Annotated in this window: 17 protein-coding genes; 12 read left to right on the forward strand and 5 right to left on the reverse strand. The window is 63.1% G+C overall.

What is annotated here, in order from left to right:
• Nucleotides 1–87: 87 nt before the first annotated feature.
• The 7 genes from ACMCNM_RS16255 to ACMCNM_RS16285 are packed head-to-tail and all read left to right on the forward strand — an operon-like array spanning nt 88 to nt 7332.
• Entirely contained in the window at nt 88–1293 is a 1206-nt protein-coding gene (locus ACMCNM_RS16255; RefSeq protein ID WP_412764923.1) for an MFS transporter, read from the forward strand.
• A gap of 46 nt (nt 1294–1339) precedes the next feature.
• The gene (locus ACMCNM_RS16260) at nt 1340–1912 is read left to right on the forward strand and encodes a cupin domain-containing protein (RefSeq protein WP_099454184.1); all 573 of its coding nucleotides are present in this window, start codon (nt 1340–1342) and stop codon (nt 1910–1912) included.
• Nucleotides 1909–2901 (forward strand): fumarylacetoacetate hydrolase family protein, encoded by a 993-nt coding sequence (locus ACMCNM_RS16265; protein ID WP_412764924.1) that lies wholly within the window; start codon nt 1909–1911, stop codon nt 2899–2901. Before ACMCNM_RS16260 ends, ACMCNM_RS16265 begins: the two co-directional genes overlap by 4 nt.
• Nucleotides 2892–3872, forward strand: a complete 981-nt coding sequence (locus tag ACMCNM_RS16270) for an NAD-dependent epimerase/dehydratase family protein (protein ID WP_412764925.1) — start codon at nt 2892–2894, stop codon at nt 3870–3872. Before ACMCNM_RS16265 ends, ACMCNM_RS16270 begins: the two co-directional genes overlap by 10 nt.
• 11 nt (nt 3873–3883) lie before the next feature.
• On the forward strand, nt 3884–4672 hold the full coding sequence (locus tag ACMCNM_RS16275) for a cyclase family protein (protein WP_099429316.1): 789 nt from the start codon (nt 3884–3886) through the stop codon (nt 4670–4672).
• 18 nt (nt 4673–4690) lie between these two features.
• Nucleotides 4691–6328 (forward strand): arylsulfatase, encoded by a 1638-nt coding sequence (locus tag ACMCNM_RS16280; RefSeq protein WP_412764926.1) that lies wholly within the window; start codon nt 4691–4693, stop codon nt 6326–6328.
• Entirely contained in the window at nt 6325–7332 is a 1008-nt protein-coding gene (locus ACMCNM_RS16285; protein ID WP_412764927.1) for a formylglycine-generating enzyme family protein, read from the forward strand. Before ACMCNM_RS16280 ends, ACMCNM_RS16285 begins: the two co-directional genes overlap by 4 nt.
• A gap of 124 nt (nt 7333–7456) precedes the next feature.
• Here the strand turns inward: ACMCNM_RS16285 and ACMCNM_RS16290 are convergent, their stop codons facing one another.
• The 3 genes from ACMCNM_RS16290 to ACMCNM_RS16300 all read right to left on the reverse strand — a co-directional run bounded on the left by ACMCNM_RS16290 (nt 7457) and on the right by ACMCNM_RS16300 (nt 10849).
• Nucleotides 7457–8392, reverse strand: coding sequence for a VOC family protein (locus ACMCNM_RS16290; RefSeq protein WP_412764928.1), 936 nt, complete (start codon nt 8390–8392; stop codon nt 7457–7459).
• Between the two features lie 22 nt (nt 8393–8414).
• On the reverse strand, nt 8415–9572 hold the full coding sequence (locus tag ACMCNM_RS16295; protein WP_412764929.1) for an alpha/beta hydrolase family protein: 1158 nt from the start codon (nt 9570–9572) through the stop codon (nt 8415–8417).
• 353 nt (nt 9573–9925) lie between these two features.
• Nucleotides 9926–10849 (reverse strand): LysR family transcriptional regulator, encoded by a 924-nt coding sequence (locus tag ACMCNM_RS16300; protein ID WP_027593285.1) that lies wholly within the window; start codon nt 10847–10849, stop codon nt 9926–9928.
• A 219-nt stretch (nt 10850–11068) separates the two neighbouring features.
• Between ACMCNM_RS16300 and ACMCNM_RS16305 the strand changes: the two genes are divergently transcribed.
• The 5 genes from ACMCNM_RS16305 to ACMCNM_RS16325 all read left to right on the forward strand — a co-directional run bounded on the left by ACMCNM_RS16305 (nt 11069) and on the right by ACMCNM_RS16325 (nt 15476).
• A complete protein-coding gene (locus ACMCNM_RS16305; RefSeq protein ID WP_412764930.1) occupies nt 11069–12196 on the forward strand; it encodes an FAD-dependent oxidoreductase in 1128 nt (375 codons plus the stop codon).
• 64 nt (nt 12197–12260) lie between these two features.
• Complete coding sequence (locus ACMCNM_RS16310) at nt 12261–12650, forward strand: Rieske (2Fe-2S) protein (RefSeq protein ID WP_412764931.1); 390 nt, start codon at nt 12261–12263, stop codon at nt 12648–12650.
• Nucleotides 12632–13555, forward strand: coding sequence for a LysR family transcriptional regulator (locus ACMCNM_RS16315; protein ID WP_412764932.1), 924 nt, complete (start codon nt 12632–12634; stop codon nt 13553–13555). Before ACMCNM_RS16310 ends, ACMCNM_RS16315 begins: the two co-directional genes overlap by 19 nt.
• 108 nt (nt 13556–13663) lie before the next feature.
• Nucleotides 13664–15046: an amidohydrolase family protein gene (locus ACMCNM_RS16320; RefSeq protein WP_412764933.1), complete on the forward strand. Its 1383-nt coding sequence runs from the start codon at nt 13664–13666 to the stop codon at nt 15044–15046.
• Nucleotides 15039–15476: a GlcG/HbpS family heme-binding protein gene (locus tag ACMCNM_RS16325; protein ID WP_412764934.1), complete on the forward strand. Its 438-nt coding sequence runs from the start codon at nt 15039–15041 to the stop codon at nt 15474–15476. The genes ACMCNM_RS16320 and ACMCNM_RS16325 overlap by 8 nt, the downstream gene beginning before the upstream one ends.
• 101 nt (nt 15477–15577) lie before the next feature.
• Here ACMCNM_RS16325 and ACMCNM_RS16330 read toward each other — a convergent pair whose 3' ends face one another.
• A complete protein-coding gene (locus ACMCNM_RS16330) occupies nt 15578–15958 on the reverse strand; it encodes a substrate-binding domain-containing protein (RefSeq protein ID WP_412764935.1) in 381 nt (126 codons plus the stop codon).
• A complete protein-coding gene (locus tag ACMCNM_RS16335; RefSeq protein WP_050580728.1) occupies nt 15955–16200 on the reverse strand; it encodes a hypothetical protein in 246 nt (81 codons plus the stop codon). The genes ACMCNM_RS16330 and ACMCNM_RS16335 overlap by 4 nt, the downstream gene beginning before the upstream one ends.
• Nucleotides 16201–16614 lie beyond the last annotated feature (414 nt).

The following is a 16614-nucleotide window of genomic DNA, read 5'->3' on the forward strand; positions in this document are numbered from 1 at the left end:
TGGGTATGACACCACTGATCGAGACCTTGCAAATCCTCTGGCTCGCACTCCCACGCGGCCTACGGACGGCCATGGAGGCGCACTGCAATGAGCACTGAGCGCCAGGCGGGTTTGCCGCAATCCTTGTTGCTACTGTTTGGCAGCTGTTTGCCGGTGCTGGGCGCGGTGCTGCTGGCACCGGTACTGCCGCGCATGCAGGCGCATTTTGCCGATACACCCGGCGCCGAAGTGCTGGTGCCTATCAGCCTGACCATTCCGGCGTTAGTGATCGCGCTGCTGGCGCCGTTTGCTGGTGTCATCGCCGACCGTCTGGGGCGCAAGCCGCTGTTGCTGGCCTCGATGATGCTTTACAGCCTCTGCGGGCTGCTGCCGCTGTGGCTTGAGTCGCTGCTGGGTATCGTCATCAGCCGTGCAGGCCTGGGCCTGGCGGAGGCTGGCATCATGACCTGCTGCACGACGCTGATGGGTGACTACTACCAGGGCGGGCGGCGCGAGCGCCTGTTCGCCCTGCAGATGGTCGCCACTTCGCTTTCGGCGGCAGTGTTCATCGCCTTGGGCGGCGCACTTGGGCAAAACGACTGGCGTCTGCCTTTCGTGCTGTACGGCGCCGGCCTGTTGCTCCTGCCGCTGATGGCAATGCTGCTCTGGGAGCCGAAGGTCGCTGAAGCCGCGGCGTTGTCTGGCAAGGCTGAAGACTTCCCGTGGTGCAGGCTCTTGCCGTTGTACCTGCTCACCGTACTGGCGGGCATCAGCCTATTCATCGTGCCGGTGCAAGCTGGCTTCCTGCTCACCCTGCTGCACGTCGATTCGCCCCAGCAGATCGGCATGACCATGGGCGCCAACCAGCTCGGCGTGCTGGCCGGTGCACTGAGCTTCCGCCTGCTCAACGGCCAGCGCCGGCAACATCTGCTGCTGCTGGCTTTCGCCACAGCCGGGGGCGGTGGGCTGCTGATGGCCATCACCGCCAACCCAACGCTGGTGGCGGTTGCGGTGCTGATCAATGGCCTGGGCATCGGATTGATGCTGCCGACCCTCATCACCGGGGTGATGAGGCAGGTCGATTTCACCCAGCGCGGCCGCGCCACCGGAGGCTTCACCGCAGCCCTATTTGCCGGCGAGTTCATCAGCCCCCTGGTGGTGCTGGGGCTCAATGGCGGCGTGGTCGCCCAATTGCCTGGCGCCCTGACCGTGGTGGCTATCGCCCAGTTGCTGCTGGCGCTCGCCTGCGTGGTGCTGGCGAAGTGTTTCCGTTCGCGCGGCGCTGGCGCTACCACCACGCCTGATCACATCTAGAGGTAGCCATGCCCCTCGTGACGGCAATTGATTGAAAGGAGTTTTCATGCAAGCACTTCCCCCATTCCAGCGCGTGGTCACCGGCCACGACAACGAGGGCCGCGCCGTGGTCACCCTGGCAGGCCCCACGCTCAACAACTTCCCGCTCAAGGCGGTGCCCGGCACCCTGTTCTATGAGGTCTGGAACAGCAGCGTCAGCCCGGCGCTGCTGGACAATGGCGCCGACCCAACCGACAAGCCCCTGCAACTTTCCCCGGGTGCCCAGGGCAGCGTTATCCGTGTGGTGGATATCCCGCCGGACAGCGTGCAGAACCAAGTTAGCGCCGAGGATGCCGCTGCGGCCTTCGCCGAGATCGGCCAAGCCCATGCAGGCACTGGCAAGGCGGACTCCAGGCACAAGCTCATGCACCGCACCGAAACCCTCGACTACGGCCTCGTCACCGAGGGTGAGGTGTGGTTGGTGCTCGACGGCGAGGAAGTCCACCTCAAACGCGGCGACATCGTGGTCCAGCGCGGCACCAACCATGCCTGGAGCAACCGCACCGAGAACATGGCGCGGATGGTCTTCATCCTGCTTGACGGCCGCTACGCCCCCGAACTCAAGGAGATGCTGCAATGAAGCTTGCCACACTCGACGACGGCAGCCGCGACGGCCGCCTGCTACTGGTTTCCTGTGACTTGAGCCGTGCGGTGGACGCCGCCGATATCGCCCCCACGTTGCAAGCGGCCGTGGATGACTGGCCGAACGTGGAGGCCGACTTGCGCGGCCGCTACGATGCCCTTAACAAAGGTGAACTCGCCGGCGCCTTCGACTTCGACCCCAACCGCGTGATGGCGCCGCTGCCGCGTGCCTGGCAATGGCTGGACGGCTCTTGCTTCCTCAGCCACGGCGAGCTGATGCAGCGAGCGTTCAACCTTGCGCCCATCGAAGGCGTAGAGTCCACGCCGCTGATGTACCAGGGCGCTGGCGACGACTTCCTTGGCCCGCAGCAAGACATTGCACTGCCCAGCGAGGCCCACGGCATCGACTTCGAAGGCGAGTTCGCTGTGCTGGTGGACGAGGTGCCCATGGGCTGCACGGCCGAACAGGCACTGAAGCATATTCGCCTGGTACTGCAGGTCAACGACGTCAGCCTGCGGGCGTTGGCGCCACGGGAAATGAAGACCGGCTTCGGCTTCGTCCAGGCCAAATCCTCCTCCAGCTTCGCCCCGGTGGCCGTTACCCCAGACGAGTTGGGAGGTGCCTGGCGCGACGGTCGCGTGCACCTGCCGCTGAACGTGGAGTGGAACGGCCAGTGGTTTGGCCACCCTCATGGCGGCGCCATGCACTTCGGCTTCCACCAGTTGATAGCCCATGCCGCGCTGACCCGTCGCCTTGGCGCCGGCAGCGTGATTGGCTCTGGCACCGTTTCCAATGCCGACCGCAGCGTGGGATCGGCGTGTATTTCCGAGCGCCGCGCCATTGAAATGATCGAACACGGTGCGCCGCGCACCGGCTTCCTGCAATTCGGTCACCGCATTCGCATGGAGGCGCGCAAAACGGATGGTTCGCCGTTGTTCGGTGCCATCGACCAGCAGGTAGTCCAGGCAGCCCCGCCATGCGCGTGATGATTACCGGAGCTGCCGGTTTCCTTGGCCGCTTGCTGGTGCAACGCCTGCTCGACAAGGGCCAACTGCGAGGCCAGCCGTTGGAAGCGCTGGTGTTACTGGATCAGCAACTGGATGGTTTTCCTTCCGACCCGCGCCTGCGCTTGCTCGCCGGCAGTATCGCAGAACCGACCCTGTTACGCCGCGCCCTGGCCGATGGCGTGGATGTCGTGTTCCATCTGGTGAGCGTCCCCGGCGGCGCAGCCGAGGAGCACTATGCATTGGGCCGGCAGGTGAATCTGCTGGCGACCCTGGAGCTGCTCGACCAGTTGCGCAACGCTGCGCGGCCACCGGTGCTGGTCTACGCAAGCAGCGTGGCCGTGTACGGCGCGCAACTACCGGCACGCATGGACGAGCAGTGGATGCCGCGTCCGGCGCTGTCTTATGGCGCGCACAAGGTCATGGTGGAAACCCAGCTCAATGACCTCGCCCGCCGTGGCGAGGTAGATGGCCGCGCATTGCGGCTACCGGGCATCGTCGCAAGGCCCCACGAGCCGAACGGCTTGCGTTCGGCCTTCATGAGCGACCTGATGCACGCCCTTGCCGCTGGAGAAAACTATTGCTGCCCGGTGTCGCCGCAGGCCACCGCCTGGTGGATGTCGGCGCGTTGCTGCGTCGACAACCTGCTGCATGCCGCCGAACTGCAAAACCCCGGCCCTCAGCGGGTGTGGCAGTTGCCAGTGCTGCACCTGGCCATGGACCAAGTGGTCGAGGCTCTGGCCGAGGCCTTCGGCGACGACCGTCGGGCCTTGGTGAGCTACCAGCCGAACGTGGACCTGGAGGCCCTGTTCGGCCGCTATCCGCCTTTGCGTACCCCGCAATCGCGAGCCCTGGGATTTCATCACGATGGCTCTGCCCAAACGCTGGTGCGTAACGCCCTTAGCCTGAGCCAACGCCCGCGCCATGCGCGCGCGTCATTACAAACCCTTTGAGACCTGCTGCCATGACCCTTGCCCGTAAACGCCGCCTCGTCGATCTCTCGGTAACACTGGACAACAACCCCTACACCGACCCGCCGCCGCTGCTGCCCAAGATCGACTACATGGACCACCAGCAGGGTTGGCCTGAAATGGCCGCGATGTTCCCTGGCCTGTCCCTGGACCAGATGCCGGGGCACGAGTCGTGGGCAGCAGAGCGCCTGTCGATCACCACCCACAGCGGCACTCACATGGATGCGCCTTGGCACTACGCCTCTACCACCGACGGCGGCAAGCCGGCGTTCGGTATCGATGAGCTGCCGCTGGAGTGGTGCCTGCAAGCGGGAGTGAAGCTGGACTTTCGCCACCTGCCCGATGGCCATGTGGTGACTGGCGCCGAGGTGCACGCTGAGCTTTCGCGTATCGGCCATGAGCTGCAACCGCTGGACATCGTGCTGGTGAACACCCGTGCCGGCAGCCTGTTCGGCGAGCCGGGGTATCTGGAAGCAGGCGTCGGCATGGGCCGTGAAGCCACCCTCTACCTGCTGGAGCGCGGCGTGCGAGTCGTGGGTACCGACGCTTGGAGCTGGGACGCACCCTTCAAGTACACCCGCGAACGCTTCGCCGCGAGTGGCGATGCGTCGATCATCTGGGAAGGCCACAAGGCTGGGCGCGACATCGGCTACGGCCAGATGGAGAAACTGGCCAACCTTGATAGCCTGCCGGCCAGCGGCTTTTTGGTGTCTTGCTTCCCTTACAAGATCAAGCATGCCTCGGCCGGCTTCGTCCGCGCCGTGGCCATCTTCGAAGAATAAGAACAGGAGCAACTCCCTATGCGATTACGCATACTGTTGGCGGCCTTGGCGTGCTTTGCGCCAGTCTTCGCCGGCGCGGCCGAGCGCCCCAATATATTGCTGATCGTAGCCGATGACCTGGGCTACTCCGACCTCGGCGCCTTCGGTGGTGAAATTGCCACACCGAGCCTCGATCACCTGGCGGCCAGTGGCCTGCAACTGACCAGCATGTACGCTGCGCCGACCTGTTCGCCGACCCGATCCATGCTGATGTCCGGCACCGACAACCACCTGGCCGGGCTGGGTACCATGGCCGAAGGGATGCAGCCATTCCAGCGAGGCAAGCCAGGCTATGAGGGCTACCTCAACCAACAGGCGCACTCTATCGCCGGCCTGTTGCGCGATGGTGGTTACCGTACCGCCATGGTCGGCAAGTGGCACTTGGGCCTGGCCCCGGAGCAGGGCCCGGACCGTCGTGGCTTCGAGCAGTCTTTCACCCTGCTCGAAGGGGGTGGGGTGCACTTCAAGCCCGCCCCTGGCTCGACCGCGAAGATCGAACAACTCTCTTACCGCGAGAATGGCAAGCCCGTGGAGCTTCCGGATGACTTCTATTCCACGGACTTCTATACCGACAAGTTGCTGGCGTACCTGAAGGCGGGGCAGGGCAGTGGCAAACCCTTCTTCGCGTATGCGGCTTACACCTCGCCACACTGGCCGTTGCAAGCACCGCAGGCTTACCTGGATAAATACCGCGGTCGCTACGACGGCGGCTACGACGCGGTTCGCCAGGCGCGAATCGAGCGCATGAAAGAAAAAGGCCTGCTGCCTGCCGACTTCCAGAGCGCCGCGCCGCTCCCGGTCACCCCGCAGTTGCCTGGCTGGGACCAACTCGACCCCCAGCGCAAGCGCATCGAGGCGCGCAAGATGGAGATCTACGCCGCGATGGTGGACAACCTCGACCACAACGTCGGTCGCCTGCTGGAATACCTGCAGACCAGCGGCCAGATGGACAACACCTTGATCGTTTTCATGTCCGACAACGGCCCCGCTGGCGAACGCCACGAGCAGTACTACCCCGCGGCGCCGAATACCGACAACCGCCTGGAGAATCTCGGCCGACGCGGGTCGCAGATCGACTACGGGCTGCGCTGGGCAGAGGTGAGCGCGGCGCCACTGCGGCTGTTCAAGGGCAGCACCGCCGAAGGCGGTATCAGCGTGCCGGCCATCGTACAATTGCCGGCCAGCCTGCGTCGTCAGGGGCTGGAGCGTGGTGTGGCACGGGTGGATGACCTAGCGCCGACCTTCCTTGCCCTGGCGGGTCTGCCGGACCCGGGTGACCAGTACCAAGGCCAGCCCAAGCATCCCATCACCGGCCGCTCCATGCTGCCGATGCTCGAAGGCAAAGGCCGGGCTGAGCCGGTAATGGCCGGTGAGCTGTTTGGCAGCCGCTATTACCGCGAAGGTAACCTGAAACTCCTTGGCCTGGTGCCCTGGAGCATGCCGGGCCAGTCCCAGCCACCGTTGCGTTGGCAGTTGTTCGACTTGTCGCACGATCGCGGCGAGCAGCACGACCTCTCCGCCAGCCAGCCGGGAACCACGCAACGCTTGCAGCAGGCCTGGCAGGACTACGCCCGCCGTGTCGGAGTGGTCGCACCGCCGCTGGCCAAGGCCCCATGAGGCGCCAGCTCTTCGTCGTGGGTGGCTTGAGTGTGCTGGCCCTGGCGACGGTAGCTGCGCGCCCGCCCACCAGCCTGCCCTTGGGCAATGTCGCCGGCTGCGAGGCCTACGGTGGCTTGCCGGCGGGTTGGGGCAACGACCCGCTGGCCGGGATGGTCCGCGTCAGCGGCGGGCGCTTCACCCCCGGCACTGATGGGGGTTACCCGGATGAGCGACCGCTAGCCCCAGTGCACGTCGGCGACTTCTGGATCGATCGCACCGAGGTTACCCGCGCGCAGTTTGGCGCCTTTGTCGAGGCCACCCATTACATCACCGAGGCTGAGCGCTCCGGTGGCGCCGCGTTGTTCCACGTACCGCTGGACACGGCCAGCGGCGGGTCGGCGTTGCCTTGGTGGCGTTACGTAAGGGGTGCTGACTGGCGCCACCCATCGGGCCCGGACGGGCCGTTGGCCAACCTGGACCAATACCCAGTGACCTTGGTCACCCTGGCGGACGCCCAGGCCTACGCACAGTGGCGCGGCAACGACCTTCCCAGCGAGGCCGAGTGGGAATATGCAGCGCGCGGCGTTGACCCCTCGCAACGTCTCGGCGAGGAACCACGCGACAGCAACGGCCAGCCCGCCGCAAATTACTGGCAGGGCGTGTTCCCCGTGCATGACGCAGCCGAGGACGGTTTCGCTGGCGTTGCCCCAGTGGGCTGTTTTGCCGCCAACGCCGCTGGGCTGTTCGACATGATCGGCAACGTTTGGGAATGGACGGCAGATGCCCAATGGGGGCCGCTGATCAGTCACGCCAATGGCGATCCGAGCCAATTGCGTAGCGCGCTTGCACCGTCGCGTCCTCAGGTCATCAAGGGTGGCTCCTACCTTTGCGCCGCGTCCTATTGCGCCCGCTATCGCACGGCGGCACGTGAGCGCCAGGATGCGGACCTGGCGACCTCTCATGTGGGCTTTCGCACCATTCGCCGTATCCCGCCAACAACCTTGACCCACTCGGAGGGGTAGGGTAGTACAAGCAGTCTGAATGACCCCTCGCCAACCGGTTTGCCGGGAAACGAAGAGCGGGTCGCCCCAGGGTATAGGGGGCGACCCGCTCACGGCGTGTCAGCGTTCGTGGAGCCACCCACCCTCAATGTTTGGGTGGCGGGCCGCCAGGGGCCCATTTTTCCTGGTAATGGAAGAGGAAGTACTGCGAGTTATCGGCACCGGGCGCTGCAACCCGCGCGGTCCAGCGCTCGTCATGCAGGTCCATGTCGGCGTCGTATTCCACGTGGCAGCCCATGGGGCTGTTGAAGTACCAGAACCAGTTGGACCCCAGCTGGTGACGCCCTGGCCCCCAGAACGACTCATAGCCTTTCTCGACGAAGCGGGTACCGGCAATCATTACCTCGGTTGGGCCACCCATGTGGAAGGTAAAGTGTTCGATACCTTTCATGAACGGCGGCGTCTGGATCAGGAACAGGGTGTGGTGGTCCTGGGTGCCAGCCGGGCGCAGGAAGGGGCCGGTGTCGACGAAGCGGTCGGTGCAGACAAAGCCCAGGCGGGTGTAGAACGCTTCTGCCTTGGCCTGGTCAGGCACGAAATAGACCACATGCGACAGGCTGCGTGGCAAAGCCGGCATGTCGTCGCTGGCGCCCAGCGAGTTGATGGCGCGGCCCAGCTGTGCGCCGGGGGCGTTGCTTATTTCGCCGGGCATCACCAACGGGCGGCGCAGGGTGATGCGAAAACCTAGGGCGAAGCCCATGTCGTCCACCACGCGCAAAACGCCGTCCTCCCCACGCACAACGGTGCGGTCCTTGGAAAGTTCGGCCTCGATGGCCTGCAGGGTGGCTTCGTCGGCTACGCCGTAAACGGTTTCGCGCAGGGTGTTCGCGGTCTCCATGGCCTTGGGCAGGCGTGGGTCGTCGCGGTGGCGAATTTCGATGCCTGTGCCGTCCAGGGCCTCGAGGTAGCCGCCGGCTTCGTCCAGCGTGCCCGGCTTCAAACCGTAGTCGGTGAGGTATTGCACGCAGGCGTCGACGTTGTCGACGCCGAACACAAGGTAATCAGGTCCGATGATCTTCATGGTCGGTTTCTCTTCTTGTCTATCAGGCAGTACGACCACCGAGGTTTTCGGCGACCCAGTCGGCGATGTACTGGCCGGCGTTAATGGAGTTATCGAAGCTGGAGTGCTGCACACCGCCTTCGCGCGGGGTGAAGATCTTCAGTTCGCGCTTGGGGCTATTGACCAGTTGTTCGTAGGTGCGGTGGGCCCATGTGAGCGGGATCTGTGAGTCCTGCTCGCCATGGGTGACCAGGAACGGCACCTTGATCCGTTCCACCACGCCGTCTAGGTGGACGTTTTCGGCGATGGTCATGAATTCGTCGATGTTTTTGCCGCCCCACACCCAGCGCACGTGCTCCCAGTAATGCGGCACCGGGAAGCTGCCTTCGCGTTCCAGGCGGCGCTTTTGCACGTCGCGCCAGTCGTGGTTGGCGCCCCACACCACGCCACAGGCAAAGCGCGGCTCGAAAGCCACCACACGCGGGCAGTAGTAGCCGCCCAGCGACACGCCTTCGCAGCCGATGCGCTTGGGGTCCACATCCGCACGGGTTTCCAGCCAGTCGAACACGCGGCTGCCCCAATGCTCGGCGTCATAACGGGCTTTCAGGTCGTGCAGGCGCAGCGCTTCGCCGGTGCCCGGCTGGTCGATCACTAGCGATGACACGCCCCGCTTGGCGAGCCAGGTCGGCAGGCCAACCCGGTATTTCATTTCTTTCGTGGAATCCAGGCCGTTGAGTTGCAGCAGTAGAGGCGCCGGCCCCTGTACGCCTTCGGCACGGATGAATAGCCCGGAAATGACTTTGCCCTCATAGGGGATCTCGACCCGCTCGCAATTCTCGCCGGAGAGCGCGATGCCGCGGGCGAAGGTGTCGAGGAAGCGTTGGTAAAGCGCCATGCGACCTGGGGCGCCGTGAGCTTGCAGGCGTTCACCTGTGAGGTAGTAGGTTGCGGCACGGTTGTACTTTTCGCCGGCCGAAAGCAGTCGGCCTTTCTCTTCGTCCTCGCGGGCCAGGTCGCAGAGTTTGTCGGCCGTCTTCGACCAGGCTTCTCGAAAGGCGCGGGTTCCGTCGGCGTCAGGTTGCTTGGCGGCTTCCTGAAGCGGTTCGCACATTTCGACGATTTCACCGATGCGCGCGCCCATCTCGATAGCGAGGTTTACCGAGAGGTTCCAAACGTAGTTGGTGGGGAAATAGCGGAACATATTGTTGTTTTTCCTTCTTCTGGTCCTGGCCGCAATCGACCCTGCATAGCCAGGGCTATCGCCCGAGGCGCTGTTCGCAGATCGGCAGGGCTCAAGTCGGGCAACCCGGTGTGAACGCTCCCGCATCAGGCAGTGGCGCGGGCGTCGGCCGCCCCTTGGGGCAGCTTGCGCAAGCTCGCATGGGCCAAAGGATTGGACAAATCGCTTGTTTGGATGCCAGCTATCGGATTGCGAGATACCTGGCGTGCCGCCGTGATGGCAGGCATGGCGAACGCTGAGGGCACGCATCGCCAGTATCGTTTGGTTGGCGCATCCGGGACGGGTCTGTAGCGGAACCCCGGATGCCGACGGGCTCAAGCGGTAACGGCAGACTCTGGGCGGCTGACCATCTCCGTCAGCTTTTCGCGCAGCCAGCGCAGCATGGGGTCACGGTCCAGGCTGCGGTGCCAACTCATGTATTCCTGCATGGCCGGCAGCTCCACCGGCGGCGGCAAGATGCGCAGCGGCAGGTTGCGTGCATAAAGCCGTGCCAGGCGGCTGTGCATGGTGGCGATGCGTTGGGTGCCGATGACCAGTTGCGCCAAGGTATTGAAGTCGTGGGTGATGACTTCCACGCGGCGTTTGCAACCGTATTGGCTCATGAACCACTCCTCTATGCCGGGCGTACGGCTGCGCCCGAAGGCGACGCCGACATGGCCCAGCTCAAGGTAGCGTTCCAGTGTCAGGCGCTCGCCGATGCTGTGGTTCTCGGCGCACACCACGCAGACGTGCTGTTCGTCGAACAAGAGCTGTGAGGGGTGCTCCTTAACGATGAAGTGCTCTGGCGCGATCATCAGGTCCACTTCGCCGCGCATGAGCATTTCCATCGCGGTCTGGCCGGGACTGATGAGTTCGAAGGTGATGTTCGGGGCTTCGTGGTTGATCTCGCGAATCGCCTCGGCGAACAGCACGCTGATCAGGTAGTCCGAGGCCATGATGCGGAAGTGACGTTTACTCTCGGAGATGTCGTGCACTGGTTTGGCGGTGATGGAGGTCTGGATTTTCAGCAGTACGTCGCGAACCGGTAATGCCAGTTCCTTTGCCAGTGGGGTGGGCATCATCTTGCGGCCCACCTGCACTAGCAGGTCATCTTCGAAGTAGGTCCGCAGGCGTCCGAGCACACCGCTGGTGGCCGATTGGGTCATGTGCAGGCGGGCGGCGGCACGGGTGATGTTCTGCTCTTCGAGCAGTACATCCAGCGCCACCAGGAGGTTCAAATCCAGGTGTTTAAAGCGCATCACGGGCATCTCTTGTTGTATTTATTTTCGCGATACCCTGCATCCCGACTAACGATTAGTCAAATTGTTCCTGCCTTCCTAGCCTGTGCTCCTAAGGGCCTCTCTGTTGTTGTGCTATCCAGCCGCGCTGGCGTGGTCCCGGTCAAAACACTGTTAATGCTCGGGTTGTCACGCTCGCGATCGACCCTGCGCTCCCACAACAAGAACAAGGATTCATCCATGAGCAGCGATATCAGCAAGGTACTCGTAGTCGGCGGCGGGATTGGTGGCCTCTGCGCGGCCATCGCATTGCGCCGCCAGGGCATCGCGGTGGACCTGGTGGAAATCAAGTCCGAGTGGACCGTCTATGGCGTCGGCATCATTCAGCAGAGCAACGTGGTGCGAGAGATGGCCCGCCTCGGCGTGCTCGAAGGCTACCTCGAAGCGGCCTATGCCTTCGAGGACGTTGGCATCTACGATCTGCAGGGCAATGCCCTGGTACGCATCCCAGGCCAGCGCCTGGCCGGCCCGGAGTATCCCGCCAACGTCGGTATCTCGCGCCTGTCTCTGCACCAGGTGCTGAGCACCACTGCGATCGACCTTGGCACCCAGGTACGCCTTGGCTTGTCGGTAGATTCCTTCCAACAAGACGCGGCCGGCGTGGATGTGAGCTTCACCGATGGCAGCGCTGCTCGCTACGACTTGGTTGTGGGGGCCGACGGCGTTTATTCGAAGATTCGCGGCATGCTCTTTGGCGACACCTACAAGCCGCGTTTCACCGGGCAGGCCGTGTGGCGCTACAACTTTCCTCGACATCCTTCCATTGATCATCTGGCGAGCTATGTCGGTGCTGAGGGCAACGCCGGCCTGGTACCGCTGTCCGACGACCTGATGTACATGTTCTCCACCTCCCACGAACCGGGTAACCCCCGCTATGAGCCGGCACAGTTGGCCGAACTGATGCGTGACCGCATCAGTAAGATCGCAGGCCTAGTGGGCGAGTTGCGCGAGCAGATTACCGACAGCAGCCAGGTGGTCTACAAACCCATGGAAGTGGTGTTCGTCAACGAACCTTGGTTCAAAGGCCGTGTGCTGCTGATTGGCGACGCGGCTCATGCAACCACGCCGCATTTGGGGCAGGGCGCAGGGATGGCAATCGAAGACGCGCTGGTTCTGAGCCTGGAGCTGTGCGGCAGCGGTTCGGTGGAGGAGCGGCTTGAGCGTTTCATGACGCGCCGCTTTGAGCGCTGCAAGTACATCAGCGAGAACTCGATCATGGCCGGGGAGAGGGAAATGGCCCGTGACGCGACGTTCGATCGCATCGGACTGACCAAGGCGATGCTCAAGCTGACCGCCGAACCGATCTGAAACTGCTAGCCGTGGCGGCTATTCCGGTGTTTACGCGCTCACCCCCTGAGTTATCGAGGTCTCTGTGTCCCAGGATTTGACATTGCTCTGCCGCGACGACCAGTTGCAGGAAGGCTTTGCACGTGGGTTCGACCCCTGGGCCCAGGGGCGTGACACCGTGCTTGCGTTGCGCTGGCGTGGCCAGGTGCGTGTCTATCGAAACCTGTGTCCGCACCTGGACGTGGCCATGCAATACCGCAAGGACCGCTTCATGTCTGGCGATGGCCGGCACATCGTCTGCTTTGCGCATGGTGCGCTGTTTCAGCCCGACAACGGCTTCTGCGTGCTCGGCCCCTGTCAGGGCCAGTCGCTGCAAGCACTGATGGTAAAGGTCGACGTTTCGGGAAACGTATGGCTGGAGGAGGGTGGCCCTCGGGCAAACGATGAGGCTATTGCGTGCGCTTCCATGGACTAGACCTGAACCTGCTGGTGGTGCTGGACGCTTTGTTTGTCGAGCAGCACGTCACGCGTGCCGCGGTGCGCCTGCACCTGACCCAGTCAGCGGTCAGCGCGGCCCTGGGTCGCCTGCGGGAGCATTTTAACGATCCGCTGTTTGTCCTTGTGGGCGGCGCCATGCTGCCCACGGCGCTGATGCAGTCACTGCACCCACGTATCGACCAGGTACTGGAAAACGCGCGGGGCATTGCCTTCGCCAATGCAAGCTTCGACCCGGGAGCGGCGCGCCGCAAGTTCCGCATCATTGCGTCAGATTATGTGATCGCGGTGCTCATGCCGGCGCTGATGCGACGGTTGGCCAGCCTTGCGCCCCAGGTCGACTTGCAACTTCTAACGCTGGTGCCGCTGCGCGGTGCCGAGCCGGGCAGCCTGGTGGATGAGGCCCTGGAGCACCGGCACTGCGACCTGGTGATCCTGCCGCTTGCCCATGGCTCGGCGCGTCATCCGCAACAACCGTTGTTCGAAGACAGCTTCAGCGTCATTGCCTGCAGGGATAAGTGCGCCCTGATGGACGGCCTCACGCTGGAGCATTACTTGGCAGCGCCACATGTGGTCCGCGAGACCGGCGCAGGCGCCCAGGGCAGCATGGAAGCGGAATTTATCGCAAGCCAGGGGCTGGCGCGGCGGGTGGCTGTGGCTGTGGACCAGTTCGCGTTGATACCGGAATTCATCGTTGGCGGCCCCTGCCTATCGACCCTGCACAGTCGCCTGGCGCACCTCTACGCGCAGCGCTTTCCTCTGCGCCTGCTGCCACCACCACTCGCCATTCCCGCCACTCTGCAGGTGATGCAATGGCACGCCTACCAGGACAGTGACCCGGCGCTGGTCTGGCTGCGCCAGTTGTTGGCGGAGGTGGCGGGCTGACCACGACGGCTATCAATTTCTGTCATGGCCGGCCAGTAGGAAACTTCACTTCCTCAGGCATTGGCTGCCCAATACCGTGTCGGTACGACAACAACAGGACAGACCGCCATGCCCAGACGCCACGTTCACTGCCAAACCCTCTTTACTGGCCTTGAGGACCAGGCTCGCCACGACCAGGTGCTGATCATCGAAAAGGGTGTGTTCACCCATGTCGGCCCTCGTCAGACCGCTCCGCAGCCATTGCCTGGCGAGCGCGTGATTGACACTGGCGGCCACTTCGTCATGCCCGGCCTTGTGGATGTCCACACCCATCTGGTGTTCGGCAACGCCAAGAGCGAGGAAGACATCGACCTGCACGTCTCGCCGGAATTCCGCGCCTTGCGCGGTCTGTTTTTTACCCAGCATGTACTGGCCGCCGGCTATACCTCGGTGGTGGTGCCGGGTGACGCCGGGCATTGCAGCATTGCCGTACGCAACGCTATCAATGCCGGGATGTTCAGTGGCCCTCGCATCGCCGCCAGCAGCAATGTAATCGCCAACCGGCAGAGCCTGAACGATTGGTTCCCCAGTTGGGTCGGTACGCCTGAGTATTTCTCTGGCCGCCTGTGCGCTACCCGCGACGAGCAGATTGCGGAAATCCGTCGTCAGGCCAAGGACGGCGTGGACCTGATCAAGATCGCTATGGACGGCCCGCACATGCGTCCCAACGGGGAACATATCGCCGCGTTCACCCAGGACGAGACCCGCGCCATGGTCGAGGAGATCCACCGCCTTGGAAAAAAGGTCGCCGTGCATGCCTATGGCCGCGAAGCGGTGCTGTATGCGGCGAAGGCGGGGGTGGACGTGATCTTCCACGGGTTTTTCCTAGACGATGCCTGTATCGAGGCAATACTCGAATCGGGTAGTCACCTCGCTCCGACCTTCACCATGCTCGCCAACAACGTCGAATTTGCCGAAGATTACGAGCCTTCGACCCGCTGTGGTTACGCTGCGATGCAGCGCCGTGTGATCGAGGTGGGTTGTCGCAACTTGCGCCGCGCTCGGGAAGCCGGTGTGCCGTTCATGACCGGCAGTGACAGCGGTTTCGCCATCACTCCCTACGGTGAATGGCACGCCCGTGAAATCGAGATTTTTGTCGACTGGTTGGGTTTCAGCCCTGCCCAGGCATTGCGCGCGGCAACCTCGGTTGCCGCGCGGATGATGCCCGTGTCGCAGCAGGTGGGCGCCATCGAGGTGGGCCGTCGCGCCGACTTCATCTGTGTTGATGGCTCCCCCCTGCAGAACGTCTCGATTCTTCAGGAGCGCGAGCGCATACGTGACGTGTACCTCGGCGGGCATCGCGTGGAGGCCCAGGTACCGGGCTACGATCCCTACAAGGTCAGTGACTTCAACACAGTGAAATGGGCCGAACTTCACACCCGGCAACGGGCCGTGGATATGGGCAAGCGCAGCGCACCTGAACCTGAGCAAGAGGTAGGCCGGCATGAATAAGCTCACCCTGGAACTGGCGTCGCAGATGGTCGACACGGCGCTGGCAGAGGGCCGGCGGTTAGCCTTGCAGCCACTTTGTGTTGCGGTACTGGATGCCGGCGGTCACCTGCTGGCGCTCAAACGCGACGAGCGCGCCAGCCTGCTGCGACCGCAAATCGCGTCGGGCAAGGCCGCATCAGTGCTGGGCATGGGCTTTGGCGGCCGCGAACTTGCCCGTCGTGCTGCCGCGCTTCCTGCCTTCTTCAATGCATTGAGTGACCTGGCCGGTGGCAACATGGTTCCGGTGCCCGGCGGGGTGCTGGTGCGTAATGGGGCTGGGGAGGTGATCGGCGCTATCGGTATCAGCGGTGACAGCTCCGACAACGATGAACGTTGTGCGATCGCCGGTGTGCTGGGGGCAAACTTGATGCCCGACTGTGGGGCATGTTGATGGGAAAAAAGCCACTTTTGCCACTGCGGCTTGGGTGGCTTTTCTCATTTCATACGCTTATTTGGTGCGCTCAGCCTCGGATATCTGAAAAAGCTTCAGTCTCAAAAAATACGCTCAGGCTCCAGGGCCACGGTGGTGAGGGGAGGGTTGCAGTATGCGGAGCTCGCGACCCCGTCACTCCCGATCAAAGCGATGTCCTCACCCGCCTTAAGTCCTCGGTTGCCCAGCTCGCTGAGCGCGCCAGTGGCAATCAGGTCGTTGTAGCAAACCACTCCTGTCGGCCGACGATCCATGTCGAGCAGGCGACTCATGCCGTCTTTGCCGCCAGCCAGGCTGATGGCAGTTTCGATCATCCAGTCCGGATTTGGGGTAATCCCGTTTTTCTCCAAGCACCCCATGTGGCCGTGCAAACGCTCCATGCTTACCGAATAGGTGCTGTTGCGCCCGACGAAGGCAATGTCCCGATGCCCGAGGTCAATCAAGTGCTGGGTGGCGAGTTGTATGCCGACGTAGTTGTCTGCCCCGACGAAGTCGGTCTCAGGTTGTCGGTCGCAGCAGCGATGAATACCAGACCGCCTGCGGTAGTGATCGGGCCGCCGTTGCTTGGTACGCCGAAACGAACTGGCAGGCCGGTTGGCAAGCCGAACGGGCCGTTCGCACGAGCAGTACCCAGCGGGTTCTGCCACAGCACTTTACGGGTGTGCATATCGATGGCATTGATCATGCCGAATGGTGGTTCGTTGCGAACCGCCCCTGTTGGCGGTTTTTTCGCCTGGAATTCAAGTAAGTCGCATTCGGATCGAACGGTCTGGCCATGCCAGCCACCTCATCAGGAACGGCAGCTATCGCATTCAATGATTACGGTTGACATCAAAGGTTTGACTTTAATGATGATGATCATAATCATTGGGCTTATGGTTTCTGACTCTAAGGACGCTCGATGCAAAAGCCTGTACCTGGAACTACCGAATGTGTAGGTGCTCTCGATTCGACTGAACTGCCTGCTGATCAGTCATCTGTTGAGGGCGGGGAAAAGGTTGCGCCTAGGGAAGTGGCCGAAGACGCCGCAGATGCGGGCGGCCTGATCTCCATACCAGGGCATCCACCTTTCAAGTGGAAAGGACTCATGCTCGAGCAG

This window comes from Pseudomonas sp. NGC7 (genome assembly GCF_047159675.1).
In the GTDB taxonomy this organism is placed as follows: domain Bacteria; phylum Pseudomonadota; class Gammaproteobacteria; order Pseudomonadales; family Pseudomonadaceae; genus Aquipseudomonas; species Aquipseudomonas kermanshahensis.

Excerpts from the sequence above, each read along its gene's own strand:
- ACMCNM_RS16295 (WP_412764929.1), bottom strand. The coding sequence starts at position 9,572 with ATGTTCCGCTATTTCCCCACCAACTACGTTTGGAACCTCTCGGTAAAC.
- ACMCNM_RS16285 (WP_412764927.1), top strand. The coding sequence starts at position 6,325 with ATGAGGCGCCAGCTCTTCGTCGTGGGTGGCTTGAGTGTGCTGGCCCTG.
- ACMCNM_RS16335 (WP_050580728.1), bottom strand. The coding sequence starts at position 16,200 with ATGATCAATGCCATCGATATGCACACCCGTAAAGTGCTGTGGCAGAAC.
- ACMCNM_RS16280 (WP_412764926.1), top strand. The coding sequence starts at position 4,691 with ATGCGATTACGCATACTGTTGGCGGCCTTGGCGTGCTTTGCGCCAGTC.
- ACMCNM_RS16320 (WP_412764933.1), top strand. The coding sequence starts at position 13,664 with ATGCCCAGACGCCACGTTCACTGCCAAACCCTCTTTACTGGCCTTGAG.
- ACMCNM_RS16270 (WP_412764925.1), top strand. The coding sequence starts at position 2,892 with ATGCGCGTGATGATTACCGGAGCTGCCGGTTTCCTTGGCCGCTTGCTG.
- ACMCNM_RS16290 (WP_412764928.1), bottom strand. The coding sequence starts at position 8,392 with ATGAAGATCATCGGACCTGATTACCTTGTGTTCGGCGTCGACAACGTC.
- ACMCNM_RS16325 (WP_412764934.1), top strand. The coding sequence starts at position 15,039 with ATGAATAAGCTCACCCTGGAACTGGCGTCGCAGATGGTCGACACGGCG.
- ACMCNM_RS16265 (WP_412764924.1), top strand. The coding sequence starts at position 1,909 with ATGAAGCTTGCCACACTCGACGACGGCAGCCGCGACGGCCGCCTGCTA.
- ACMCNM_RS16275 (WP_099429316.1), top strand. The coding sequence starts at position 3,884 with ATGACCCTTGCCCGTAAACGCCGCCTCGTCGATCTCTCGGTAACACTG.
- ACMCNM_RS16300 (WP_027593285.1), bottom strand. The coding sequence starts at position 10,849 with ATGCGCTTTAAACACCTGGATTTGAACCTCCTGGTGGCGCTGGATGTA.
- ACMCNM_RS16260 (WP_099454184.1), top strand. The coding sequence starts at position 1,340 with ATGCAAGCACTTCCCCCATTCCAGCGCGTGGTCACCGGCCACGACAAC.
- ACMCNM_RS16305 (WP_412764930.1), top strand. The coding sequence starts at position 11,069 with ATGAGCAGCGATATCAGCAAGGTACTCGTAGTCGGCGGCGGGATTGGT.
- ACMCNM_RS16255 (WP_412764923.1), top strand. The coding sequence starts at position 88 with ATGAGCACTGAGCGCCAGGCGGGTTTGCCGCAATCCTTGTTGCTACTG.